Consider the following 24,787-nt stretch of genomic DNA (forward strand, 5'->3'; position numbering starts at 1 on the left):
CAAATGACAGGCCGGGGTTGCGCGGTGCACACTTGGCCTTCGGAACCTGCCCGCAGCATGCGGCCGCGGGACAAGGAGAGCAGGACCATGAGTCAATTCATTGACGATGTGAACCAGCGAACACAGCTGGTAGGGCAGAACCGGATGGAGCTGCTGTTGTTCCATCTGGGGGGCTCGCAGACGTTCGGAATCAATGTGTTCAAGGTGCGCGAGGTCATCCCGTCGCCGCCGTTGCGCCAGATCCCGGGGTCCATGAGTGTGGTACGCGGCGTGGCGACACTGCGCGGCGGTACCGTGCCGATCATCGACCTGGCGCGGGCGATGGGCCTGCGCGGAAGTGCCGGCGCGGGGGACAGTGGGGATCAGAAGGTGGTGGTCACCGAGTTCAACCGGTCGGTGCAGGGCTTCTGGGTGTCGGCCGTGGATCGCATCGTCAACGTGAACTGGCAGGACGTGAAGTCGCCCCCGCGCGGGACCGGGCGCGAATCCTTCCTGGTTGCCGTCACCGAGATCGACAACAAGCTGGTCGAGATCATCGATGTCGAGCGGGTGCTCTCCATCGTCAATCCGCTGCCTTCCGAAGTCTCCGAGTCCATCCGCGCGGATGCTACCGTGGAGGGCGGCCGCAAGGTCGTGATCGTCGATGACTCTGTGGTGGCCCGCAAGCAGATCGAGGGTGCGATCCGCGGGCTCGGATTCGAGTACGAGGTCTTCAAGGATGGCCAGGAGGCACTCGACTTTCTGGAACAGAAGGCGGCGGAAGGGCCGGTGCGGGACCAGGTCGAGCTGGTGATCTCGGATATCGAGATGCCGCGCATGGACGGCTACACCCTGACGGCGCGTATCCGGGACGATGCGGCCCTGAAGGATCTCAAGGTGCTGCTGCATTCCTCGTTGAGTGGCGAGTTCAACACCGACATGGTCAAGCGCGCCGGCGCCGATGCCTTCCTGTCGAAGTTCAACCCGGACGAGCTGGCCAATGCGGTGCTGGATCAGACCGGGCGCGAGGATCGGCAGGGCGAATGACCGCCGGGCGGAACGGGTTTGCCGCCCGGCAAGCGCAGTGTGGCGGTGCAAGACCGCGTACCCGTGTCTGTCGTGACATGGGCGCGACGCCGTATACTGGGGCCCGATTCGCGGGGATTGCCCCGGTTCTGCGGCGCGGGTGCCGCTGTCAAGGATTCGTCATCAGGATGCCTAATCACGATGGACCGCGCTAGGGAAACACTGATGAACGTGAGCACTCGCTCGGGTACCCCTGGTTTTCCACGATCAGGCGCGTCCTGCAGTGGGTAGTGGTCCGACCCACAAGCGGCGCAATGCAGGATCGGGGAACCTGGGGTACCCACCCCAGGGAGTTCGGTCACCCGTCGTTGATGAAAACGGGTGCGCGCACGGCGTTGCGGCTCCCTTGTGCAGAGTGACTGCACGGCAGTCGCCGCGCCTTGTCCGCCCGCAAGAGCGACTCGAGCGCGAACGTGTACATTCAGCGGTGTTTCCCTGGGGGATGAACGGGTGATCGATTCCCGCGACTACGAAGAGTTTTCCCGCTTCCTGCAGGATTGCTGCGGCCTGGTGCTGGGCGACAGTCGGCAGTATCTGGTGTCCAGCCGCCTTTCACGGCTGCTCGACGAGTTCGACTTCAAGAGCGTTCCGGAGCTTCTGCATGCAATGCGGCAGGCGCCGAATCCTCGGTTGCGTACCCGCGTCATCGATGCGATGACCACCAACGAGACCTCCTGGTTTCGCGATGGCTTTCCGTTCGAGATCCTGCGCCATGTGCTGCTGCCGGAACTCGCCGCGAAGGGCAGCAGCATCAAGGTCTGGTCTTCGGGCTGTTCCAGCGGCCAGGAGGCCTACAGCATTTCCATGGTTGTCTCGGAGTGGGAGGAGTCGCGCCCGACCCGCAAGGTGCCGGTCTCCATCCTGGGGACGGACCTGTCGGAAAAGATCCTGGACGATGCCCGGCGGGCGGTGTACGACGGTCTGAGTATTGTGCGCGGGCTCAGCGAGAGCCGGCGCGCCCGTTTCTTCGAGACCGTGGCGGACGGCCACAAGGTGATCTCCGAGGTCCAGCGCCGCTGCCGTTTCCAGAAGCTCAACCTGGTCGACAGCTACGCGGCGCTCGGCAAGTTCGACCTGGTGTTCTGCCGCAATGTGCTCATCTATTTCTCCGGCGAGACCAAGCGACAGGTTCTTGACGGTATTGCCCGGCAGATGAATCCGGGCGGGTATCTGTTTCTTGGCGCTTCCGAGACGGCCGGGCCCTATACCCAGGCTTTCGAGACCGTCCGCACCGAGTACGGCTCGGTCCTGCGGCTGAAATCCTGATGTAGTTCCGCCCCGGGTCGGTTTCCCGGGAACGCCCGTGCAATGCGGGTGTCGCGCCTTTCCAGTCCCCTATCGTTCTAGCCGGAACATCCCCGCCCGTTCGAGCGCGCCGGCCTTGATGGCACAGCGTTTGCATCTTCCTGGCTGCAAGGGACCGCAACGGTTGCGTCCCGGTACTCGAAGCGAGGGTCCGCCACGGCGGACAGGACGGAAGGTATGAGTCTCTCTCTCGACAAGGCGATGGGCATTCTGCCGCAGGCGGTGAACGTGCGGGCGCAACGCATGGAGCTGCTGGCGTCCAACATCGCCAACGCGGATACCCCGAACTACAAGGCGCGCGACATCGATTTCCGCTCGGTGCTTGAATCCGCCGCCGGGGGTGGCAATACCTTGCCCATGGTGCGCAGTCAGGCGGCGCATCTCGACCCCAACGTCGGCGCGATGAACGGGCAGGCCGAAGCGCTTTATCGCGTGCCGTCGCAGGCGTCGCTGGACGGCAACACGGTGGATCCGCAGATGGAGCGGGCCGCCTTTGCCGAGAACGCGGTGCAGTACCAGAGCAGTCTGGAGTTCCTTAATCGCCGGGTCTCCGGCATCCGCGAGGCCCTGCGGGGCGATCGTTAAGGAAACACTGATTAATGTACACACTCGCGTTGGTACCCCAGGTGTTCCGAGACAAGGCGCGGTGCGCAGCCGGTAGTGGTTCTACCGGCAAGGGCCGCAACGCAGGATCGGGGAACCTGGGGTGCCAACCCCCGCAAGCCATTGAAAGCAGGGGATCGGCCGCCCGTTGTTATCAAAAACGGGCGCGGGAAGGGCGTTGCGGTTCCTTTGTGCAGAATGACTGCACGGCGGTCACCGCGCCTTGTTCGCACGCAAAAGCGACTCGAGCGCGAGCGTGTACATCAATCAGTGTTTCCTTAACGCGGACCTGATCGGGAGATCGATGTCGTGAGCAATATGTTCAGCCTGTTCAATACCTCCGCCTCGGCGCTCTCGGCGCAGTCGGTGCGCCTGAACACCGTGGCCTCGAACCTGGCCAACGCGAACACCGCGGCGACCAACCCGGACGAGACCTATCGCGCCAAGCAGGTGCTGTTCCAGAGCGTGATGGACCAGGCCAACCCGAACGGTTCGTCGACGGCCGTGCGGGTGGCCGGCGTCACCGAGTCGCAGGCGGCACCGAATGCACACTACGAGCCGCACCACCCGCAGGCGAACGAGGACGGCTACATCTTCCGGCCCGCGATCAGCGTGGTAGAGGAGATGGCCAACATGATGTCCGCCTCGCGCAACTACGAAGCCAACGTCGAGGTGATGGAGACCTCGCGTCAACTGCTCCAGCGCACATTGCAGATCGGTCAAGGCTAGGGAGCCATCGATGACACAGATATCCCCCGAATTGCTGGATCGCCTGGGCCTCTCGCGCCCCGAGCAGAAACAGGACAAGGACATGGACCGCCTGGGTCAGTCCGACTTTCTCAAGCTGATGACGACCCAGCTGGAGAATCAGGACCCGATGGAGCCGATGGATAACGGCGACTTCCTGGGCCAGATGGCGCAGTTCTCGACCGTAACCGGCATCGAGGAGCTGTCCAAGTCGTTCGAGAAACTGGCGCAGTCGCTGGGGCAGAACCAGACGCTGCAAGCGGCATCCCTGGTGGGCAAGGACGTGCTGGTCCCGGTGGAATTCGGTGAGCTCGGTGCAGACGGCATGGTCAAGGGTGCAGTGGACCTGGAGCGCTCGACCGAGGAATTGCAGATCGACGTCTACAGCCCGAATGGCGAACGCATCCGACGAATGAATATGGGGGCCGCTGGCAGCGGCCTGCAGGAATTCAGTTGGGACGGCATGCGTGATGACGGCACGTTCGCCCCGCCCGGTGTGTACGAGTTCAAGGCAACGGCTCGTTCCGGCACTCAGACCGAATCCGTGGATACCTTTCTGGATGCCCGTGTGGAGAGCGTCGCGGTAGGCGGCGATTCGGGGCTTGCACTGACCGTGCAGGGCCTTGGCGAGATCAGTTTTTCGGATGTACGGCGGATTGGCGGCTGACGCCGGGCCCGCGACGAACGAACCCTAACGGAGGAAACACCCCATGCCTTTCAATATCGGATTGAGCGGTCTCAACGCGGCCCAGGCGGATCTGCAGACCACTGGTAACAACGTCTCCAACTCGGGAACCACCGGGTTCAAGCGCTCGCGGGCGGAGTTTGCAGACGTGTTCGCCCAGAGCTTCGGTGGCATCAGCCAGACCGCAATCGGCTCCGGTACTCGGCTGCAGGCCGTGACCCAGCAGTTCTCCCAGGGTCGGACCGAGTTCACTGAGAACGGCTTGGACTTGGCGATCGACGGTGAGGGTTTCTTTGTACTCAACGATCAGGGAAACGAGCTGTATACCCGAGCGGGCGAATTCCAAGTGGATAACGAGGGCTTTTTGGTTAATAACCAGGGCCAGCGTTTGCAAGGCTATCCTCCGGAAGATCCCGGTAGTGCTGATCCGAATTTTACAACCGGACAGCGGGATGATCTTCGGCTGCAGACCGGAGCCTCTGAGCCACAAGCTACCAGCGAGATCGAGGCGCTAGTCAACCTGCAGTCAGACGCGGCAGAACTGGATGGGGGCGACTTCAATCCCGAGCAGCCAGATACCTATAACTTCTCGACCTCACTGACGGTTTACGACTCGCTTGGTACCGCACGGGACGCGAACCTGTATTTCGTGAAAACCGGGCCTCAAAGTTGGGAGGCACATTCGCGTATTTCTAACGGCGTCGATGTGGATGGTATCCCCCAGTTTCTTGAGAGTGACGCGATCCCCCTTGAGTTTGACGGGAGTGGCCAACTGACCGGTGCCACTGAGGAAGCCTTTACATTTGAGAATCTGGACAACGGCGCGGATGACCTTGAGATCAATTTCGACTTCGCCGGGACTACTCAGTACGGCGGCGATTTTTCGGTCAATGACTTGGGCCAGGATGGCTTTGCCTCGGGCCGGCTGACTGGGGTGGACATCGACTCGAGTGGAGTGGTGTTTGCCCGGTTTACCAATGGACAGGCATCGGCGCTCGGGCAGGTTGCATTAGCCAATTTCCGTAATCCGCAGGGGCTGGAACAACTAGGCAATAACAACTGGGCCCAGACATTTGCATCGGGGGAACCGCAGGACGGTGCCCCAGGTACGGGGGATCGCGGTCAGATCCAAGCGGGGGCACTGGAAGCATCGAACGTCGATATCGCCCAGGAACTGGTGAATTTGATCACCGCGCAGCGCAACTTCCAGGCGAACGCGCAGACCATCTCCACGGCCGATCAGGTCACCCAGACGATCATCAACATCCGCTAAGTCGCGGATGAGACGCTGAAGAGGGCTTGAGCATGGATCGATTTCTGTACATCGCGATGTCCGGTGCGAAGGAGACGATGCACGCACAGGCCATCAACAACCACAACCTGGCCAACGCCAATACCGATGGCTTCCGCCAGGCGCTGGCCACGGCGGACACCGTGCCGGTACGCGGCCCGGGCTATGCCTCGCGCGACTACACCCAGGTGGGCAACGAGGCGGTGGACTTCAGCAAGGGCAAGATGCAGAGCACCGGCCGGGATCTGGACATCGCCATCGAGGGCGAGGGGTTCATCGCGGTGCAGGGCCCGGACGGGGAGGAGGGCTACACCCGCGCCGGCTCGCTGCATGTGGATGCCTTCGGTCTGCTGCGCACGGCGCAGGGCCACCAGGTGCTGGGCGATGGCGGGCCGATTGCCATCCCGCCGGCGGAGAAGATCGAAATCGGTACTGATGGCACGGTCAGCGTGCGTCCGCTGGGTGTCGGCCCGGAGGCCCTGGCGGCGGTGGAACGCATCCGCCTGGTCAACCCGGATACGGACGAGCTCCAGCGCGGGGATGACGGTCTGTTCCGCCTGGCGGATGGCGGCGAGGCGCCGGCAGATGCCGAGGTGCGCATCGTCTCCGGGATGCTGGAGGGCAGCAACGTGAACACCGTCGAGGCGCTCACGCGAATGATCGAGCTGTCCCGCCACTTCGAGATGCAGGTGAAGATGATGGATAGCGCCAACACGCTGGAACAAAGTAGTAATCGCCTGCTTGGCATTGGCTAGCACGGCATTTGAGAGATAACGGGAGAACACCATGAACCAGGCACTGTGGATCGCCAAGACCGGCCTCGACGCGCAGCACACGCGCATGTCGACGGTCTCGAACAACCTGGCCAACGTGAATACCACGGGCTTCAAGAAGGACCGGGCGGTATTCGAGGACCTGATCTACCAGACCGTGCGCCAGCCGGGTGCCCAGGCCACGCAGGACCAGCAGCTGCCCTCGGGCCTGCAGATCGGCACCGGCGTGCGTGCCGTGTCCACCGAGAAGATGTTCGAGCAGGGCAACCTGCAGCAGACGGACAATTCGCTGGATATTGCCATCGAGGGACGCGGGTTCTTCCAGATCCTGCTGCCGGACGGCGACGTCGGGTACACCCGCGACGGCAGCTTCCAGCTGAATTCGGACGGCCAGGTGGTGATGTCCAATGGCTACCCGCTGCAGCCGGGCCTGTTCGTGCCGGAGGACACCCAGTCCCTCTCGATCGGCAAGGATGGCACGGTGACCGCACAGATCCCGGGGCAGGCCGCACCGGTGGAGCTGGGCAATATCCAGCTGGCGGACTTCGTGAACCCGGCCGGCCTGCAGGCGGTGGGCGAGAACCTGTTCCGCGAGACGGCGGCCTCGGGCGTGGCGCAGCAGTCCCTGCCGGGCCTGAACGGCACCGGCACGGTGGTGCAGGGTTCGCTGGAGACCTCGAACGTGAACATTGCTGAGGAGCTGGTGAACATGATCGAGACCCAGCGCGCCTACGAGGTCAACTCCAAGGCGATCTCCGCGGCCGACCAGTCGCTGCAGTTCGTCAACCAGACGATCGGGTGATGTGATGATGCACCTCGGAACCGTTCTCCGCCTGGCCCTGGCCACGACCGCCGCATTGGCGTTGTCGGCCTGCGCCGCCACCCAGACGACCAAGCCGGACGACAATCCGGATTACCAGCCGGTGATGCCGGCGCAGCCGGTCCCGCAGTCCCAGAACAATGGCGGCATCTACCAGGCTGCCCACTCCCAGGGCCTGTTCGAGGACTACAAGGCACGCAACGTCGGCGACATCCTGACCGTTATCCTGGCAGAGAGCACCAACGCGCAGAAGTCGGCGTCGACCTCCACCGGCAAGGACTCGGACCTCGAACTGGGGAATCTCACAGCCTTCGGCCGCGATGCGACTTTCAACGGGCGCCCGCTGTTCGGGGCGAGCAATTCGAGCTCGCGCAGCTTCGATGGATCCGGCGATTCCTCGCAGAGCAACCAGCTCGACGGCGAGATCACCGTGACCGTCGCCGAGGTCCTGCCGAATGGCAACCTGGTGGTGCAGGGCGAGAAATGGCTGGGCATCAACCAGGGCGAGGAGTACGTGCGCTTTCGCGGCATCGTGCGCCCGGTGGACGTGACGACCAACAACACCGTGCTTTCCACCCAGGTGGCGAACGCCCGCGTGTACTACGGCGGCTCCGGCGTACTGGCCGACAGCAACACACCCGGCTGGATTACGCGCTTCTTCAACAGCCCGATCTGGCCCTTCTGACCCGGCATGACCGTGGCGAGGTACGACATGGATTCCACACCCCTCAAGCAACACGGCCCCGGCAGCCGGACCGTACTGCGCGGAGACTGGCGCCAGATGGGGCTGCTGCTCCTAGTGGCGCTCCTGGTGGGTGGGCTGGGAAGTGCCTCCGTGTCGGCCCAGACGGCCATCCAGCAACAAGCCGCCCTGCAGGAACGCAGTTACATGGAGCGGGTCAAGGATGTGGCCAGTGTCTCCGGCGTCCGTGACAACCAGTTGATCGGCTACGGCCTGGTGGTCGGCCTCGATGGTACGGGGGACCAGACCACCCAGACCCCGTTCACCGTGCAGAGCCTGAACAACATGCTGGGACAGCTGGGCCTGACACCGGATGCCGGCAACCCGCAGCTGCGCAACGTTGCGGCGGTGATGGTGACGGCCGAACTGCCGCCGTTCGCCAAGCCCGGGCAGCGGATCGACATTACCGTGTCGTCCATGGGCAATGCGACCAGCCTGCGCGGTGGCACGCTGTTGATGACACCGCTCAAGGGCGCGGACGGGCAGACCTACAGTATCGCCCAGGGCAATCTGGTGGTGGGCGGATTCGGCGCCGAGGGCACCGATGGCTCGCGCATTACCGTGAACGTGCCCAGCGTCGGGCGCATCCCCAACGGTGCGACGGTCGAACGCGAGGTCCCGACGGCCTTTGCCCAGGGGGATCATGTGACCCTGAATCTGAACCGTCCGGATTTCACCACCGCGAACCGCCTGGTGCAGACGGTGAACGATACCTTCGGCCAGGGCGTGGCTCACGCCCTGGATGGCTCGTCGGTGAGGGTGCGGGCGCCGTCGAACCCGGATCACCGGGTCGGTTTCGTGGCCGAGCTGGAGAACCTGCCGATCGAACGCGGCGCGCCACCGGCGCGGGTGATCGTCAACTCGCGCACCGGGACCGTGGTGATCGGCTCCAGTGTGCAGGTGACCCCGGCCGCCGTATCCCACGGCAGCCTGACTGTCACCATCAGCGAGGCGCCTCAGGTCGTACAGCCGGCGCCCTTCGGCGAGGGCGAGACGGCCATCCAGCCGGATACCGACATCGCGATCGAGGAGGGCGACAACACCATGTTCCTGTTCGACCCGGGCACCTCGCTGGACGAGATTGTCCGCGCCGTGAACAACGTGGGCGCGGCGCCGGGCGATCTGGTCGCGATCCTGGAGGCCCTGCGCGAGGCCGGTGCCCTGCGTGCGGAGCTGGTGGTGATCTGATGATTGGCTCGGGCGTCGATACCCAGACGCAGGCCCGCGCGGCCATGGCCTCGGACCCCAGTGGTCTGCAGGACCTGGCCCGGGGCGCGCGTTCGGGCGATCAGAAGGGTCTGGAAGCCGTGGCCCGCGAGTTCGAGGCCATGCTGATCGGCCAGATGCTCAAGCAGATGCGCGAGGCCTCTCTGGGCGACGGCCTGTTCGACAACGACCAGAGCGAGATGTACCTGGAGATGCAGGATCAGGAGTTCGCCAAGGCCATGAGCCAGGGCGACGGCATCGGCCTGCGTGATGCCCTGATGCGCCAGCTCTCCGCCCAGCAGCCCGCCGACCCCGAGTCCCTGAACGACCCCGACCGTCAGGCGGCGCTCGAACTGCCCCGCCGGCGCTCGGAGCTGGACACCCTGCGGGCGTTGCAGGGCGGTCCCGAGGCCGAGTTGCAGCCCGTGGGGCCGCAGCGACCCGAGTCTACCGGCCCGCAAGCCGCACGACCGGGTTCGGCACAACCGGCGCCGATTGCCTGGCCGCCGCGGGATGCCGCAGATTTCGTGCAGACCCTGGAACCGCTGGCACGGGATGCCGCCGCCGAGCTCGGGGTCGAGCCCGGCATCCTGCTGGCGCAGAGCGCGCTGGAGACCGGCTGGGGGCAGCACGTGCCGTCGCGGGCCGACGGCCAGCCGAGTTTCAACCTGTTCGGGATCAAGGCCGACAGCCGCTGGGATGGCGACCGTGTCTCCGTGGGCACCCTGGAGTTTCGCGAGGGGGTTGCGCAGCGGGAACAGGCACGCTTCCGCGCCTATGCCGATCCGTCCGAATCGTTCTCCGATTACGTGGAGTTCATCCGCAACAATCCGCGTTACCACCGGGCCCTGCAGGCCGGCGATGACGCGCAGTACATCCGCGAGCTGCAGGATGCCGGGTATGCGACGGATCCGGCGTATGCGGACAAGGTCCTGCGGGTGCGCGATCAGCTGGCCGCGCACCAGGGCAGCGGATCGACTCAAGTCGCGGCCGATGCGGCCGTTACCCGTACCGAGGGGTAGAGCATGAAGCAGAAATGGCCCAGTCCGTGTACTGAATACGCGTTGTCGCGGGAGGCACGGGTATGAGTGCGTCCGGCATCGGGACCTCCGCGCTGCTGGCCTTTCAGCGTGCGATCGGGACCACCAGCAACAACATCGCGAACTCGGCGACCGAAGGCTACAGCCGCCAGCGCACCGAGCTGTCCAACCTGACGCCGCAGTTCCTGGGGGGCAGCTTCCAGGGCCAGGGCGTGCAGGTGGACACGATCCGCCGGATCTCCGACGACTTCGTCAACACCCAGCTGCGCAATTCGATCTCCGATCAGTCGAACGCCGAGCTGAAGGCGTCGCTGGCCGGGCGCATCGACGACCTGCTCGGCAGCTCCAGTTCCGGCCTGACCCCGGTGCTGCAGGACTTCTTCGATGCCGGCCAGGACCTGGCCAACGATCCGACCTCCAGCGCCGCGCGCACGGTCTTCCTGACCGAGGCGGAATCCCTGGCCGAGCGTTTTGCCTCCATCGACCGGCGCATCGAGGAGCAGCGCGACATCATCAACGGGCAGATCCGCACCAACGTCGAGGAGATCAACTCCCTGACCGAGGCGGTCGCCGGGCTCAACCGCGAGATCGTATCCAAGTCCACCCAGGGCACCCCGAACGACCTGCTGGACCAGCGCGACCGCGTGCTGAACCAGCTGGCGGAGAAAGTGAACGTCCGCATTACCGAGCAAGATGACGGGGCGGTCAATGTGTTCGTCGGCAATGGCCAGGCGCTGGTACTGGGCGGCAACAACCGTGAATTGGTCGCCGAGTCGCTCACGGGCGACCCGCGCTCCCCGGACATCGGGCTGGCCACCAGTGGTGACCCGGTGAACATCTCCCGCTTCATCCAGGGCGGCGAGCTGGGTGCGTTGCTGGAGACTCGCACCGGGATCATCGACGAGGCCCAGAACACCCTGGGTCGGCTCGCGATCAGCATCGGGGCGGAGTACAACCAGCAGAACAACCTGGGGCTGGATCTGAACGACGAGCTGGGCGCGGATATCTTCGGGATCGGTGATCCGGCGGTGCGCAGTTTCCCCGGCAATGAGTCTGACGATGTTCCGTCTGTCGAATTCGGCGAAGTGCGCGACCTGACCACGTCCGATTACCGCCTAAGTTATAACGGTACGGACTATGAACTGCGGAAGCTGTCGGATGGTGAGGTCGTGGCGAGTGGCAATGGAGTCCTTGAGGCGGACGGGATCGTTGTGGATACAGACACGATTACCGGACCAGTGGAAGGGGATGGCTGGCTGATCCAGCCGACACGCAACGGCGCACGGGATCTGTCGGTGGACATGACCGATCCCTCGGGGATTGCAGCCGCTGCTGCCGTGCGGGCGGATCTCGGTGAGGGCAATAGCCAATCAGCCACGATCAGTTCCGTACAAGCGGTTGATAGTGATCTTGGTGATCCTTGGGATTCTGATGACCCGGTCACGGTGGAGTATGACGCTGCTGATGAAAGGTTTCTTATAAATGGTAATCAGGTCGCCGATTTGGGACCGGACGGGGTGACCACGATCGAATTCAATGGCTGGGAGATGGAGATCCGTGGGACGCCAGCGGATGGAGATACCTTCGAGGTCAGCAGCAACGAAGGTTATCCGGGCGACAACCGCAACATGCTGGCGATGAACGAGCTTTCAGACGAACGCCTGGTGGGTGGTGACCGGACCTTCGGGGATGGCTACAACAGCCTGCTGGCGAACGTCGGCACGCGCACCCGCCAGGCCCAGGTCGCGCAGGAATCGGCCGATGCGCAACTGGAGCAGGCTCGGGCGCAGCGCGAGGCCGTGTCCGGCGTCAACCTGGACGAAGAGGCGGCGGACCTGATCCGCTATCAGCAGGCCTACCAGGCGGCGGCCCAGGTTATTTCGGTCAGCAATTCGCTGTTCGATTCACTGCTCGGTGCGGTCCGCCGCTAGGGATACGATGATGCGCATTTCGACCACCCAGATTTTCCAGACCGGGATCGACCAGATCCAGCGCGGCCAGACGGAGCTCAACCGGACCTCGCTGCAGATGGGGCGGGGGGAGCGCATCCTGTCGCCATCGGATGACCCGAGCGGTGCCACCCAGGTCAACCAGTTCGAACGCATCATCCAGGCCACCAAACAGTACCAGCGCAACATCGACAACACCCAGCCGCGCCTGCAGCAGGAGGAATCGGCCCTGCAAAGCGGAACCGACCTGCTGCAGCGTGCGCGCGAGCTGGTGGTGGCCGGCAATAACGATTCCCAGACCAACGAGACCCGTAGTTATCTCGCCGGCGAACTGCGTCAACTGCGCGACGGGATGTTCGATATCGCGAACACTAAGGATCCCAATGGCGAATACCTGTTCGCCGGTACGAAGTCTCTGGATCAGCCCTTCCGCCAGAATGGCGACGGGGAAGTCATCTACGACGGGGCCAAGGGAACGGGCAGCGTTCGTGAGGTCGCAATCTCCCCGAACCGGAAGGTTGCGGTGGGTGACACCGGCGAACGAGTGTTCATGGCCATCCCCGAGAACGACGGACGGGTTGGGGCCGCCGCGCATCCCGAAAACACCGGTCGGCTGGTTGTGGAGCAGACTGGGGTAAGTGACCAGGCCGCCCTGAACACCACTGATAACTTTCTGATTCGGTTCGAGGGAAACGAAGATGGCAGTTTTAGCTATGGCGTGTACCAGGCGGACGAGAATGGCGAGGTGGCGGACGAAGACGATGTAGTTGTAGAAGGCAATTATGTCCCGGGAGCGGCGATCGAGTTTGAAGGCCGTTCCGTCACGGTGAGTGGCACGCCTGATGAGCTGGACATGGTCCTGTCCAGGCCGGCGCAGGACAAGAGTGTCTTCGATACCCTGGATGCGATCATCTACGCCCTGGAGCAGGGCGGAGCCGATGGTGCCAGCCGGGCGAATCTGGCCACGGCCAGTAACACCGCGCTGGCGGATCTGGATGCCGTGCTTGGGAATTTCAGTGACATCCGCGCCGAGGTGGGGTCGCGCCTGAAGACCTTTGACCAGCAAAAGGATCTGAACGAGGACCGGCTGGTGGACCTGAACAGCGCGGTGTCCGAGATCCGCGATCTGGACTATGCCGAGGCGATCAGCCGCTTCAACCAGCAGCAGGTGGCCCTGCAGGCCGCGCAGCAGACCTATACCCAGGTCAATCGCCTGTCGCTGTTCGACTTCCTCTGATCCGCGTCCCTAGCCGGGCGGGCCATGGTTGCGCCTTTGTGCGACCATGACGCCGTCCTGATCTGCGAGAGTCCGGCATGGCCAAGAACAACGAACCCTCCGCGCCCATCCAGTATCGCTCCACCGGGCGGCCCCCGCGCTATCTGATCGTCCTGCTGATCCTGGCTGCACTGTGGGCAGGATTCTGGGGCGTGATCCACCTGCAGTCGGGCGAGCCCGAGGCGGTGACGCTGGACGTCGAGGAGCAGGCGGAGCTGGAGGCCAAGTTGCAGGCATTGGGGCCGCGCGATGCCGAGCCCCGCCCGGATCAGGCGCCCGGAGACCCGATCATCGATCTCGATGCCGAGGCCGAGCCGCTGGTCCCCGAGCTTTACGAGGAACGGGCCGAGGCGCGCGAGGTGCGCTTCAGCGAGCGCGAACTGAACGCCCTCATTGCCCGGGACCCGGACCTGGCGGGACGGGTGGCCATCCGGCTGACGCCGGGGCAGGTCAGCACCCGGGTGCGCATCGATGTGCCGGCGGATGTCCCCCTGCTGGGCGGGCGCGTCGTGAATGTGCGCTCGGGCGTTCGCTTTGAGACCGACGCGGGGCGGGTGCACGCGCGCCTGGTGGGTGTCAGTGTGGCTGGAATCCCGCTTCCGGATGCCTGGCTGGGTGGCCTGAAGGACGAGGATCTGCTGGCGCTGGAGCCCTTCCAGCAGCTGCGCGCGGGCATTGAGTCGGTCGAGGTGCGTGATGGCGAACTGGTGCTGGCACTGGCCCGCTGAGGGGCGTTTTCGCGAACTCTGATGTCCAGGGGCTATCCCACGATGATGAACAATGTAGGGTGCCAATGAGCGCAGCGAATTGCACCGATGGGCGCTTGGGGCGCTTGGGGCCGAGGCCGGCATAATACCGGTGCGGTTCGGCTGGCGCCTCACAGCACCCTACGGGTTCGGTTTTCGCGCTAACGCGGCGTGACGCGCAGCGTCTCGGCGCCCAGGGCCTGCAGGCGCCCGCGCAGGCTGAGGCTCAGGGTCGAATGGCCGGCTTCCAGCGACGGCTGGCTGGCCGATTCGTCCATCGCGCGCATGGCCATCATCGGTTGTGGGCGGTCGTAGTGCTCATCCGGCAGTTCCACGTCCAGTGTGCGCAGATGCGTGGCCCCCAGTGAACGGGCGATGACCCGCGCCTGTTCCTTCAGGTCCTCCATGGCTTCTTCGATCATCGCCTCGCGGTGTTCCTGGCGTGCCTCGGGGCTCAGCGAAAAGCGGATCTGGCTGACGGTCAATTCGTGTTGCTGGAGATTGCCGACCAGCTCGCCCAGTCCGTCGAAGTCGCCGCTGTTCAATTCCAGGTTCTGCTGTACCTGCCAGGCGTTGATCCGGCTTCGATCATCGGAGTCGTGGATGGCGCGGGTCGAATAGCCAATGGTGCGCGCCTCGACCGCGTCGTGTTCTGCCGCGCGTGCCAGTGCGGCCTCCATGTTGCGGTTCACGGCAGCGGCCGCGGTGGCCGCCTCCGGCGCGCGGGCTTCGGTCGTCATCAGTACGGTCATGTGGTCGTTGGCGACCTGGCGTTCGGTCTTGCCGGTCAGGGTCAGCGTCGTGCTGCCATCGCTGGAGATCGCGCTCCCCGGGAGCGCCAGCGCCAGTGCGGCAAGACCAGTGAGGAGCCAGGACCGGACGGGTACGGGGCGGCTGTGGCGGGTTTGCATCATCATGAGCCTCGAGGGAAATCCTGTTGTGTGTACACGCCCGTTGCTGCGTCGCTCTAGCACGCCACAAGGCACTTGGGTCGCCGTGCAGTCATGCGGTTACCGGTGAGGCGCAACGCTGTGCGCGCGCCCGTTTTTGTCAACAACGGGCGGCCGAGCCCTTGCCTTCAATTGCTTGTGCGACTGGTATCCCAGGGCCGCCGCTTCTGCGTTGCGGCCCGAACCGGTCAAAAATGGGCCGGTAGAACCCCTTCCGGCCACGGGCCGTGCCTGGTCCCGGAATATCTGGGCTACCAGCGCGTATGGATACATTAGTGCGTGTTTCCCTGGAGGTCGCGTGCAAGCCGTACACCGGCGAACACGTGGCGTTTGTCGGGGGTGAAGAAGTTGCGCAGCGTGGAACGCGTAAGTAGCGCGTCGCTCCAGGTGCTGCCGCCCCGCAGGACGTAATGCTCGCCGTCGAACCAGGGCAGGGAGTATTCCTCGTAGGGGTAGGGCCGGAACCCGGGGTAGGGCTGAAAGGTGTTCGCGCACCATTCCCATACCTGCCCCGTGCCCCGTAGCCGGCCGGCCTGGGCGGCGTGTTCCCATTCGTGTTCGTGGGGGAGGCGGCCCCCCACCCAGCGCGCGTAGGCGCTGGCCTCGAACCAGGAGAGCCCGACGGCAGGTGCATGGGGGTCCAGCAGCCGGGTGCCGTCCGGCAGGGTCTGGACCCGCGTCCCGTCGGCCAGGCAGCCCCAGCCCAGGGGGGCCGTGACCCCCGTTTGTTCCAGCCAGGCCCGGCCGGCAGCGTCCCAGTGGGGGCCGGGGCGATAGCCCCCCGCGTCGACGAACGTCGCGATCTCGGCGTTGGAGACGGGATGCGAGCGGATGGCGTGGGGCGCCATCCGGATGGTGTGACATCCGCGTTCGTTGTCGAAGGCGGTGATCGCTTCGCTTCCGGCGACGTGGTCGCCCCCCGGGTGCTCGATCCAGTCGCTGCTGGTGCCGGGGGTGGGCGTCGGCTTTTGGATGCTGGGTCGTTCGGGGCGCCGCAGGCGGGCGAACCAGCGGACCTGCTCGAGGCTTTCCAGGTGCATCGCGTGGTGTTGCGCGAGAAAGCCGGCCAGATAGCCGTTCTCGAGCAGGCGGTGCCGCCGCACGTCCGGGTGGCTGTGCAGCAGATCCAGGTGGTGTTGCTGGCAGGCCTGCCCCCATTCCAGCAGCGATGCGCGTGGCGGGAGCCTGCCGCCACGACGCCATTTCGGGCTTCGCTCCGGACAATAGAGGTCATGCCAGTTGCGTCGGGCGGGCGGCGGCTCGCCCAGGATGCGTTCGTGCAGCCATACCGCCTCGATGAAATGGCAGTGGGCGTAATGCCAGCCAATGGGGCTCAGGTCCGGGTGGTACTGATTGCGCCATTCATTCCCCGGCGTGGATTCCAGTGCTGCGTTCAGGCGGTCGTGCTGGGAGGCCAGACAGTCCAGGAGGTCGGATGGGTGCGGGTTTGCACCGGGCTGCGGATGGACGGCATTCATATCTGGTGGAGCGGGTTACAGCGCCAGGAGTTCCGGCGGTTCGTCGGGGTCCAGGATCAGCAGATGGCCGGGCGGAACCGGGCGCCAGCGTTCGCGATCGGTGAGCGGCTCGGAGGCGACGACCACGCCCCCGTCGGGGAAGGTCTCGTCGTCCGTGGTGTAGTAGAGGCTGGGGCAGGGCGCATTGATCGCGTGACGACTGGCGATGACACGGCGCCCATCGGACAGGATCACGTTCAGCAGCGCGGTTTCCTCGCCCATCCAGGCCTCCAGCGTCGAAAAGGCCTCACCCAGCGCCCCTTCCAGCGTGGCGTTGTCGTCGTCAGCCAGGTATTGCCGTATCAGTGCGAACAAGTGCTCGGAGTCGGTGGTGCCCTCGATGCTTGCCTCGATCTCCTGGCTGAGGATGTTCTGGATCTGACGCCGGATATCCGGGCGGAAACGCCCGATCAGGCCGTTGTGGCTGTACAGCAGACCGTCGCGCGCAAAGGGCTGGGCGTTGACCGTGTCACCGCCGAAGCCGGGGGTGGCGCTGCGGATGGCCGCGATCCACAGCGGCTGGGCCATGTCGCTGGCGAGATCCTCCAGGTTCGGATCCTGCCAGAGTGGATCGGCGCGACGGTAATGACGCGGGACCCCGCCCTGGCCGAACCAGCCGAAGCCGAACCCATCGACGTTGACCCGCGCGTACACCAGCTCCTGCGGTGCCATGGCCTGTTCGATCAGGTTATGCGGCGGGTCCAGGATCAGGCTGCGCAGCGCGATCGGCGGACCCAGATAAGCGAGATGTCGGCACATTGGTCAGCGCTTCCCTGGGGGCAGTTGGGGCGTCCGGGGTTTCATGCTAGCGTGCCGCAAACCCTCTCGATACGGAAGCCCGCATGTTCGCCGACCCCAGCGCTGCCCGCATGACTCCCCGTTACAGCCGCCGGGTGGTGGAGGAGCGCGACGCCCACGCCGAGCTGCTGGCCGATTTCCGCGCGGGAATGCTGGAACCCCCGCGGTCCCTGCCGCCCAAGTATTTCTACGATGCACGGGGGTCGCAGCTGTTCGACGCAATCTGTGACACCCCGGAGTACTACCCCACGCGCCTGGAGGCGGAGCTGCTGGAGCATCACGCCGGCGCGATCATGGAGGCGTCCGGGGCGCGCACGCTGTTCGAGCTGGGCAGCGGCACCTCGCGCAAGACCGAGTATCTGCTGGAGGCCCTGGCCGCACGGGTCGCACAGCCGCACTACGTCGCGAACGATGTCTGTGGCGAGATCCTGGACGAGGCGGGCGTACGTCTGTTGCAGCGCTTCGAGCAGTTGCAGGTGGACAGCCTGTGCGGGGACTACACGGCAGCGCTGGCGCATTTGGGGGAGGTCTCCGGGGCGCTGGCCGATGGTCCACGGTTGTTCGCGTTTCTCGGCAGCAGCCTGGGCAATTTCGAGGATGCCGAGGCGGGGGACCTGCTGCGGCGAATCCGCGAGACCATGAAGCCGGAAGACCGGTTGCTGCTGGGGCTGGACCGAATCAAGCCGCGCCCGGTGCTCGAGGCGGCCTACAACGATGCGGCGGGGGTGACCGCGGCGTTCAACCTGAACCTGCTGGCGGTGCTGAATACCGAGCTCGGAGCGGACTTCGATCCGGAGGGGTTCGAACATCGCGCACCCTTCGTGGAGGACCAGTCGCGGATCGAGATGCATCTGGTGTCGCGCCGCGATCAGGTGGTGCACGTGTCGGAACCGGAGGCCCGGCTCGAAATCGCGGAAGACGAGGCGATTCGTACGGAGATCTCGCGCAAGTTCAGTCGCGCGGCGATTGACCGGCTGCTGGCGATCGCGGGGCTCGAACACGAGTCCGAATGGTCCGCCCCCGAGGACTGGTACTCCCTGTTCCTGCTGCGCCCGGGTGTGGCCTGAGCAATATGCGAGCACCGCGCCTGGTGCTGATCCGGCACGCGCAGGCCGGGAACCCCGGTGACTGGGAGGGGACGGACCGCGACCGTCCGCTGACCGCGAAGGGCCAGGTCAGCGCGGTGCGCATGGCGCAGGCGCTCGGCGAGATGCTGCCGGAATCGGTGGAGCTCCTTTGCAGCCCGTATCTGCGTGCCCGGCAGACGGCGATTCCGCTGTCGCAGGCGCTGGATGTCCCGATACGACAGAAGAAATGGCTCGCCCCGGGGCAGCCCGCGGGGCTGGAGGTCGAATCCCTGGCGCGCAACCTTCCGGCGGATGGCGGGCTGGTGCTGGTGGGCCATGAACCCGATCTTTCGCTGCTGGCGAGCTGCCTTCTGGGCGCCGCCGGCGGTCGGAGTCTCGTACACATGGGCAAGGGCGATGCCTGCGGTCTGACGGGCCAGTTGCCGGGGCCGATGCAGCTGGACTGGCATCTGCCCCGGAAGGTTCTGGAACGGATGGCCGGGGGGGCGGCCAGTTGAATATGCAGCCGGGGAATGACGCGCAGACGGTCGCGGCGGTGGATCTGGGGTCCAACAGTTTTCACATGATCGTCTCCCGGCGTCAGGAGGGCGAGGTCCTGAAGGTCGACCGGCTCAAGGAGATGGTGCGTCTCGCCAGTGGTCTCGCCCCGGATGGCCAGCTGGATCCGGAGGTCGCGCAGCGGGCCCTGGATTGTCTGGACCGCTTTGGCCAGCGCCTGCGTCAACTCCCGCGCGGGCATGTCCGTGTGGTCGGGACCAACACCCTGCGCCAGATGCGCGACAGCCGGGCCTTTCTGCGGGCGGCCGAGGAAGCGCTCGGACATCCGGTGGAGATCATCGCCGGGCGCGAGGAGGCGCGGCTGATCTATCTCGGCGTGGCGCACACGCTGGCGGATGACAGTGGACGCCGGCTGGTGATGGATATCGGGGGCGGCAGCACCGAGTTCATCATCGGCGAGCGCTTCGAACCGGTCCTGGCCGAGAGCCTGGAGATGGGCTGCGTGACGTTCACGCGGCGTTTTTTCGCGGAGGGCCGGTTGACCCGCAAGGCCTTTGCCGCGGCACAGCTTCGGGCGGAACAGGAGCTGCAGCCGATCGCGACGGCCTACCGCGAACAGGGCTGGGATCAGGCGCTGGGGGCCTCCGGTACGATCCTGGCGCTCGACCGCATGGTGCACGAGGCGGGGCTGGACGTGCCGCCCGGTGTAAGCCGCAAGAACCTGGAGGCGCTGCGCGATGCGTTGATCGAGCAGGGGGCGATCGAGGGCCTGAAGTTTCCCGGGCTGGCCGAGGACCGGGCCCCGGTGATTGCCGGCGGCCTGGCCGTGCTTCTGGGCTCGTTCGAGGCCCTGGGAATCGAACGCCTGCATCCCTCGGAAGGGGCCCTGCGCGAGGGCGTGGTGCATGATCTCCTGGGGCGGTTCCGGCACGAGGACGTGCGCGGTCGCACCATCCACACCCTGCGCCGGCGTTTCGCGGTGGATGCGGCGCAGGCCGATCGGGTCCAGGCGACGGTGGCGCGCTTGGTGACGGCCGCGCGCGCGGCCTGGGGACTCGACGAGGATGATGCCGAGCGGCTGGACTGGGCGGCGGAATTGCACGAGATCGGCCTGGCGCTGGCGCACAGTAAGTACCACAAGCACGGGGAATACATCCTCGCCTGGGCCGACCTCCCGGGCTTTTCGCAGCCCGAGCAGGCTGAACTGGCGCTGCTGGTGCGGCTGCACCGACGCTCGCTGAAGCCCAAGCTGTTGTCCGGCGTGCGCGAGGGCCGTGCCCGGCCCTTGCTGTCCATGGCGGCATTGTTGCGCCTGGCGGTGCTGTTGCATCGCTCGCGGGCGCCGGACCCCGTCCCGCTGGAACGGATCGAGGCGACGCAGGAGGGTCTGACGCTGACCTTCGCGCCCGACTGGCTGGATACCCACCCGCTAACGCGCGCCGATCTGGAAACGGAACGCGAGGAGTGGGCGCGCAACAAGCTGGTGCTGGAGTTCGAGTGAGCCCCTATTCCGAACCTGACACAAAGAACGCAGGATGCTGACATTGGTGGTCTGGATCTACGTACTCGCGGTGCCACTGTGGATCGGCATCTGGTGGTCGGCGACCGGGTTCCGGCTGATGCGTCACAACCCGCTGCTGGGCTGCCCTTCTTCTTGAGCCTGGCCTACGTGATCGGCAACGCGATCCTGGTGGCAGGGTTCGGCGGGCTGAGCGAGGCCACCGACGAGGAGAGCCGCACGATCTTCATCACCGACCGCGCGATGATTGCGGTCCAGGCGACGGCAAGCGTCCTGATCGTGGCGACCATCGTGTACGGGCTGAGCATCCGGCGGGTTCCCGTCCACTTCATCCGGTTCATGGTGTACGCATTCGTGGCGCTGCTGGGGGTGATGGCGCCGATCCTGTGGATTCCGGTGCAGGAGGCGGAATTCTTCTTTGTGCTCCGCCATGTGCAGTCTCGATCGGCCTGAATTTCGGGCTGTTCCTGTGCGTGGCGGGGATCGTGGTCCTGCTGCAGGACCTGCTGCGCCACGGCGACGCCGAGGTTAGCCTGCTGGGCGGGATGCACGATGCCCCACGGTCGGAGGCGCAGTCGCCGAATCGAGACCGCGATGGGTCCTGGAGCCGACGGGGAACGGCTGTGTCAGCCGCTGGGGGAGCCTGCCAGCCGGGCGGAAAGGGATTCCTGTGCCGAGTACGGTTCCTGCCCGTCGGCTGGCCGGATGCGGGTGTAGCTGCCGTCGGGTTGTAGTGCCCAGGCGGTGGTGGTGTCGCGCAGGTAGTTGAACAACGACTCCTCCGCCACGCGCTCGCGCAGTTCCGGGTCGCGCACGGGGAAGGCCACCTCGACGCGGCGGAAGAAGTTGCGCGGCATCCAGTCGGCGCTGGAGAGGAACACCTCGGGTTCGCCGCCGTTCTCGAAATAGAACACGCGGGAGTGTTCCAGGAACCGCCCCAGGACCGAGCGCACCTCGATGGTTTCCGAGACGCCGGGCACCCCGGGGCGCAGGCTGCAGATGCCGCGCACGACCAGCTGGATAGGGACGCCCGCCTGCGAAGCCTTGTAGAGGGCCTGGATGATCTTCGCCTCGTTGAGCGAGTTCATGCGCGCGATGATGCGGGCGGGCTTCCCGGCCTGGTGGTTGTCGATCTCGCGCTGGATCTTTTCGAGCATCGCGTCGTGCAGGCGGAACGGCGCCTGGAGCAGCTGGCGCAGCCGGGTCACCTTGCCCAGGCCGGTGAGCTGGAGGAACACGCGGTGGACGTCCTCGGTAAGCACGGGGTCGGCGGTCAGCAGGCCGAAGTCGGTATAGGCCTTGGCGGTGCCGGAGTGATAGTTCCCGGTACCCAGGTGGGCGTAGCGGGTGATGCGGTCGCCATCGCGGCGCACGACCAGCGCCAGCTTGGCGTGGGTCTTGTAGCCGACCACGCCGTAGGTGACGTGGACCCCGGCGTCCTGCATGCGGTTGGCCAGTTCGATGTTGTCGGCCTCGTCGAAGCGCGCCCGCAGCTCGATCACGACGGTGACCTCCTTGCCGGCCTGCGCCGCCTCGATCAGGATCTCGACCAGCGGCGAGCGGGTGCCGGTGCGGTAGAGCGTCTGCTTGATGGCCAGCACCCGCGGATCCGCCGCCGCCTGGCGCAGGAAGTCGACCACCGGCATGAACGACTGGTAGGGGTGATGCAGCAGCAACTCCTGGTCGCGGATGCAGGCAAAGATGCCGCTGCCGCTCGTGTCACTGCGGGGCAGGGCCGGGACCAGCGGGGGAAACTTGAGGTCCGGCCGGTCCACCAGTTCGTGCACGGCCATCAGACGGTTCAGGTTGACCAGGCCCGTGACCTGATACAGGTCGTCCGGCTCCAGGTGGAATTGCTGCAGCAGGAACTCCGCGACCTCCTGCGGGCAGTTGTCCGCGACCTCGAGGCGCACGCCGGCACCGTAGTTGCGCTGAGGTAGCTCGCCCTCCAGGGCGTTTAACAGGTCGTCGATCTCCTCTTCCTGGACGAACAGGTCCGAGTTGCGGGTCAGCCGGAACTGGTAGCAGCCGGTGACCTTCATGCCCTGGAACAGCTCGTCCACGTGCGCATGCAGGATGGACGACAGCAGCACGAAGTCGTTGTCGCCGCTGGCGACCTCGCGCGGCAGTCGTACCAGGCGCGGCAGGGAACGCGGCGCCTGGACCACGGCGCGGCCGGATTCACGCCCGAAGGCATCCTTGCCCTTGAGGGTGACGATGAAGTTCAGGCTCTTGTTGAGGATGCGCGGGAACGGATGAGCCGGGTCCAGGCCGATCGGGCTGAGGACCGGCTGGAGTTGTTCGCGGAAGTATTCCCGCACCCATTCCTGCTGGGCCGCGTCCCAGTGGGTGCGGCGCACGAAGTGGACGCCTTCGGCGGCCAGCGCCGGGATCAGTTCATCGTTGAGGGTGCGGTACTGTGCCTCGACCAGTTCGTGGGCGAGCGGCGCGATCTGGCGCAGCTGTTCGGCGGCCGACAGGCCATCCGGTCCCGGGGCTTGTACGTTCAGTTCGACCTGCTGGCGCAGGGAGCCCACGCGCACCTCGAAGAACTCGTCCAGGTTGGTGGAGGAGATGCTGAGATAGCGCAGGCGTTCCAGCAGCGGGAAGGTCGGGTCCTGGGCGATGGCGAGCACCCGGCGATTGAATTCCAGCAGGGACAGTTCGCGATTGAGGAACAGATCGGTTTGGGTCACGTCGGCATCCGGCATGCACGACTCGCGGCAGAAGTGGGACCGAGAGTCTAGGGGAACACTGGTTAATCTACACGTTCGCGCTCGAGTCGATTTTGCGTGCGAACAAGGCGCGGTGACTGCCGTGCAGCATTCTGCACAAGGGAACCGCAACGCCGTGCGCGCGCAAAATCGGCCGAGCCCCTGCGTTCAATAGTTTGTGGGGTTGGTGCCCCATGTTCCCCGATGCAGCGTTGCGGCGCTTACCGGTAGCCCCACTACCGGCTGCGCACCGCGCCTTGTCTCGGGAAACATGGGGCACCAACGCGAACGTGTAGATTAACCAGTGTTTCCCTCCGGCATTATGTCAGTTCCGTGAACGGGGTTGGCGGCCGGGATCGATGTCCCCGGGCCGCGTGTCTGAACTGCGGCATATGCACCGGGGCGGCTATAATTCAGTGCTTGATCATGCAGCGCAAAACCCGCTGCCGTAAGGAGAAGTCCGTTGGCCGAATTTTCCCTGACACTGCATGCCCGCGATGATGCGAACCCGGAGCTGCGCAAGGTCTCGGTGTCCGCCGAGGGCGAGCTGCCCGAGTACGGCCAGGTCTGGGTCTGGGACATCCTCTATGCCCAGCAGTTGTTCGCCCTCGGCGAGGTCCAGGCCGCCCAGGACCTCAAGGAGACCCTGGAGCTCTGGGCGGTGAATATGTCCAGCAAGGTGTTCCAGCCCCACGGTCACATCCTGTCGAAGGGTTACCTGGACCTGTCGGAGAACCTGCAGCTGGTGAGTGGCGACGCGGTGCCGGCCGCAGCCGACGGGGACCGTCAGGTGGTGGTATCGGTCGATGGGCAGGCCGGACAGCTCCCCGATGTGCGCGTATCCCCGGAGAGCCTGGACGCCGACGAGCGCCAGGATCTTGTGCTGGGGCTGGGACAGTACTTCAACTTCGAGAATCCGATGTTCGCGCGCGAGCTGCCGATCCACGTGCTGGCGATGCGCAAATACCACGCGGACATCAATCTGCCGCACACCCGGACCGCCCTGGACGAGGCCCCGTTCTTCGCCATCCAGAAGGCGATGGAGTACTTCCAGGCTGCCAACGAGGGCACCGTGCAGTAGACACGTCCGCCGCTGCGCCGGGTCCGGGCCGCGTGCTACGGTTTCCCTTATGAGGACCGTCTATTCCGCCGCCGACCCGGTGATGGCCGGGTTCATCGAGACCCTGCTGCAGGAGGCCGGGATCCCGGCCTATGTTAACCAGGCCGGACTGTACGGCGCGGTCGGGGAAGTCCCGCCGACCGAGACCTGGGCCCGCATCATGGTGGTGCACGAAGAACAGGCGGAGGAGGCCCGCGCCATCATCCTGGAATACCTCGAAGGCGAGCCGGAACACGACGGCCGCGACTGGAAGTGTCCGCGCTGCGGCGAGGTGATCGAGCCCCAGTTCACCCAGTGCTGGAACTGCGGGCGGGAGAAGCCCCGGACCTGAGCCC

Annotated in this window: 23 protein-coding genes and 1 pseudogene; 20 read left to right on the top strand and 4 right to left on the bottom strand. The window is 65.4% G+C overall.

Annotated features, from left to right (window positions below):
• Window positions 1-87: 87 nt before the first annotated feature.
• From F817_RS0112300 to F817_RS0112365, 14 genes are all read left to right on the top strand, one after another.
• On the top strand, window positions 88-1,026 hold the full coding sequence (locus tag F817_RS0112300; RefSeq protein ID WP_024327925.1) for a chemotaxis protein: 939 nt from the start codon (window positions 88-90) through the stop codon (window positions 1,024-1,026).
• Between the two features lie 489 nt (window positions 1,027-1,515).
• Window positions 1,516-2,331, top strand: a complete 816-nt coding sequence (locus tag F817_RS0112305; protein WP_024327926.1) for a protein-glutamate O-methyltransferase CheR — start codon at window positions 1,516-1,518, stop codon at window positions 2,329-2,331.
• A gap of 216 nt (window positions 2,332-2,547) precedes the next feature.
• Entirely contained in the window at window positions 2,548-2,955 is a 408-nt protein-coding gene (flgB, locus tag F817_RS0112310; protein ID WP_042799173.1) for a flagellar basal body rod protein FlgB, read from the top strand.
• 327 nt (window positions 2,956-3,282) lie between these two features.
• Window positions 3,283-3,702, top strand: coding sequence for a flagellar basal body rod protein FlgC (flgC, locus tag F817_RS0112315; protein WP_024327928.1), 420 nt, complete (start codon window positions 3,283-3,285; stop codon window positions 3,700-3,702).
• Window positions 3,703-3,712: 10 nt separating this feature from the next.
• The gene (locus tag F817_RS0112320) at window positions 3,713-4,387 is read left to right on the top strand and encodes a flagellar hook assembly protein FlgD (protein WP_024327929.1); all 675 of its coding nucleotides are present in this window, start codon (window positions 3,713-3,715) and stop codon (window positions 4,385-4,387) included.
• A 43-nt stretch (window positions 4,388-4,430) separates the two neighbouring features.
• Entirely contained in the window at window positions 4,431-5,678 is a 1,248-nt protein-coding gene (flgE, locus tag F817_RS0112325; protein WP_024327930.1) for a flagellar hook protein FlgE, read from the top strand.
• 32 nt (window positions 5,679-5,710) lie between these two features.
• Window positions 5,711-6,451 (top strand): flagellar basal-body rod protein FlgF, encoded by a 741-nt coding sequence (gene flgF / locus F817_RS0112330; protein ID WP_024327931.1) that lies wholly within the window; start codon window positions 5,711-5,713, stop codon window positions 6,449-6,451.
• A 31-nt stretch (window positions 6,452-6,482) separates the two neighbouring features.
• Window positions 6,483-7,271, top strand: coding sequence for a flagellar basal-body rod protein FlgG (gene flgG / locus F817_RS0112335; RefSeq protein ID WP_024327932.1), 789 nt, complete (start codon window positions 6,483-6,485; stop codon window positions 7,269-7,271).
• A 4-nt stretch (window positions 7,272-7,275) separates the two neighbouring features.
• A complete protein-coding gene (gene flgH, locus F817_RS0112340) occupies window positions 7,276-7,974 on the top strand; it encodes a flagellar basal body L-ring protein FlgH (protein ID WP_024327933.1) in 699 nt (232 codons plus the stop codon).
• Between the two features lie 96 nt (window positions 7,975-8,070).
• Window positions 8,071-9,219, top strand: coding sequence for a flagellar basal body P-ring protein FlgI (locus tag F817_RS0112345; protein WP_231369420.1), 1,149 nt, complete (start codon window positions 8,071-8,073; stop codon window positions 9,217-9,219).
• Window positions 9,219-10,259 (top strand): flagellar assembly peptidoglycan hydrolase FlgJ, encoded by a 1,041-nt coding sequence (flgJ, locus tag F817_RS0112350; protein ID WP_024327935.1) that lies wholly within the window; start codon window positions 9,219-9,221, stop codon window positions 10,257-10,259. Before F817_RS0112345 ends, flgJ begins: the two co-directional genes overlap by 1 nt.
• 62 nt (window positions 10,260-10,321) lie before the next feature.
• On the top strand, window positions 10,322-12,208 hold the full coding sequence (flgK, locus tag F817_RS0112355; protein WP_024327936.1) for a flagellar hook-associated protein FlgK: 1,887 nt from the start codon (window positions 10,322-10,324) through the stop codon (window positions 12,206-12,208).
• Window positions 12,209-12,218: 10 nt separating this feature from the next.
• Complete coding sequence (gene flgL / locus F817_RS0112360) at window positions 12,219-13,463, top strand: flagellar hook-associated protein FlgL (RefSeq protein WP_024327937.1); 1,245 nt, start codon at window positions 12,219-12,221, stop codon at window positions 13,461-13,463.
• A gap of 77 nt (window positions 13,464-13,540) precedes the next feature.
• Window positions 13,541-14,230: a hypothetical protein gene (locus F817_RS0112365; protein WP_024327938.1), complete on the top strand. Its 690-nt coding sequence runs from the start codon at window positions 13,541-13,543 to the stop codon at window positions 14,228-14,230.
• Window positions 14,231-14,409: 179 nt separating this feature from the next.
• Here the strand turns inward: F817_RS0112365 and F817_RS0112370 are convergent, their stop codons facing one another.
• From F817_RS0112370 to egtC, 3 genes are all read right to left on the bottom strand, one after another.
• Window positions 14,410-15,159, bottom strand: coding sequence for an SIMPL domain-containing protein (locus F817_RS0112370; RefSeq protein WP_024327939.1), 750 nt, complete (start codon window positions 15,157-15,159; stop codon window positions 14,410-14,412).
• A gap of 311 nt (window positions 15,160-15,470) precedes the next feature.
• Complete coding sequence (locus tag F817_RS0112375) at window positions 15,471-16,676, bottom strand: SUMF1/EgtB/PvdO family nonheme iron enzyme (RefSeq protein ID WP_024327940.1); 1,206 nt, start codon at window positions 16,674-16,676, stop codon at window positions 15,471-15,473.
• A 15-nt stretch (window positions 16,677-16,691) separates the two neighbouring features.
• Window positions 16,692-17,474: an ergothioneine biosynthesis protein EgtC gene (gene egtC / locus F817_RS0112380; protein ID WP_024327941.1), complete on the bottom strand. Its 783-nt coding sequence runs from the start codon at window positions 17,472-17,474 to the stop codon at window positions 16,692-16,694.
• Between the two features lie 83 nt (window positions 17,475-17,557).
• On the opposite strand from egtC, the gene egtD reads away from it, so the two are divergent.
• The 4 genes and pseudogenes from egtD to F817_RS14560 form a co-directional block, all read left to right on the top strand.
• Window positions 17,558-18,580, top strand: a complete 1,023-nt coding sequence (gene egtD, locus F817_RS0112385; protein WP_024327942.1) for an L-histidine N(alpha)-methyltransferase — start codon at window positions 17,558-17,560, stop codon at window positions 18,578-18,580.
• Window positions 18,581-18,585: 5 nt separating this feature from the next.
• Window positions 18,586-19,098, top strand: a complete 513-nt coding sequence (locus F817_RS0112390) for a histidine phosphatase family protein (RefSeq protein ID WP_024327943.1) — start codon at window positions 18,586-18,588, stop codon at window positions 19,096-19,098.
• Window positions 19,099-19,100: 2 nt separating this feature from the next.
• Window positions 19,101-20,600, top strand: coding sequence for a Ppx/GppA phosphatase family protein (locus F817_RS0112395; protein ID WP_024327944.1), 1,500 nt, complete (start codon window positions 19,101-19,103; stop codon window positions 20,598-20,600).
• Between the two features lie 34 nt (window positions 20,601-20,634).
• Window positions 20,635-21,196 (top strand): annotated as a pseudogene (locus tag F817_RS14560) (hypothetical protein); the annotation flags it as partial.
• A 48-nt stretch (window positions 21,197-21,244) separates the two neighbouring features.
• Here the strand turns inward: F817_RS14560 and ppk1 are convergent.
• Complete coding sequence (gene ppk1 / locus F817_RS0112405; protein ID WP_024327945.1) at window positions 21,245-23,329, bottom strand: polyphosphate kinase 1; 2,085 nt, start codon at window positions 23,327-23,329, stop codon at window positions 21,245-21,247.
• A 466-nt stretch (window positions 23,330-23,795) separates the two neighbouring features.
• Between ppk1 and F817_RS0112410 the strand changes: the two genes are divergently transcribed.
• Window positions 23,796-24,413 carry a hypothetical protein gene (locus tag F817_RS0112410; RefSeq protein WP_024327946.1) on the top strand — a complete coding sequence of 206 codons (618 nt, stop codon included), beginning with the start codon at window positions 23,796-23,798 and terminating at the stop codon, window positions 24,411-24,413.
• Between the two features lie 49 nt (window positions 24,414-24,462).
• On the top strand, window positions 24,463-24,783 hold the full coding sequence (locus F817_RS0112415; protein WP_029681130.1) for a DUF2007 domain-containing protein: 321 nt from the start codon (window positions 24,463-24,465) through the stop codon (window positions 24,781-24,783).
• Window positions 24,784-24,787 lie beyond the last annotated feature (4 nt).

It is taken from the genome of Thioalkalivibrio sp. AKL19 (assembly GCF_000420165.1).
Classification (GTDB): Bacteria; Pseudomonadota; Gammaproteobacteria; order Ectothiorhodospirales; family Ectothiorhodospiraceae; genus Thioalkalivibrio.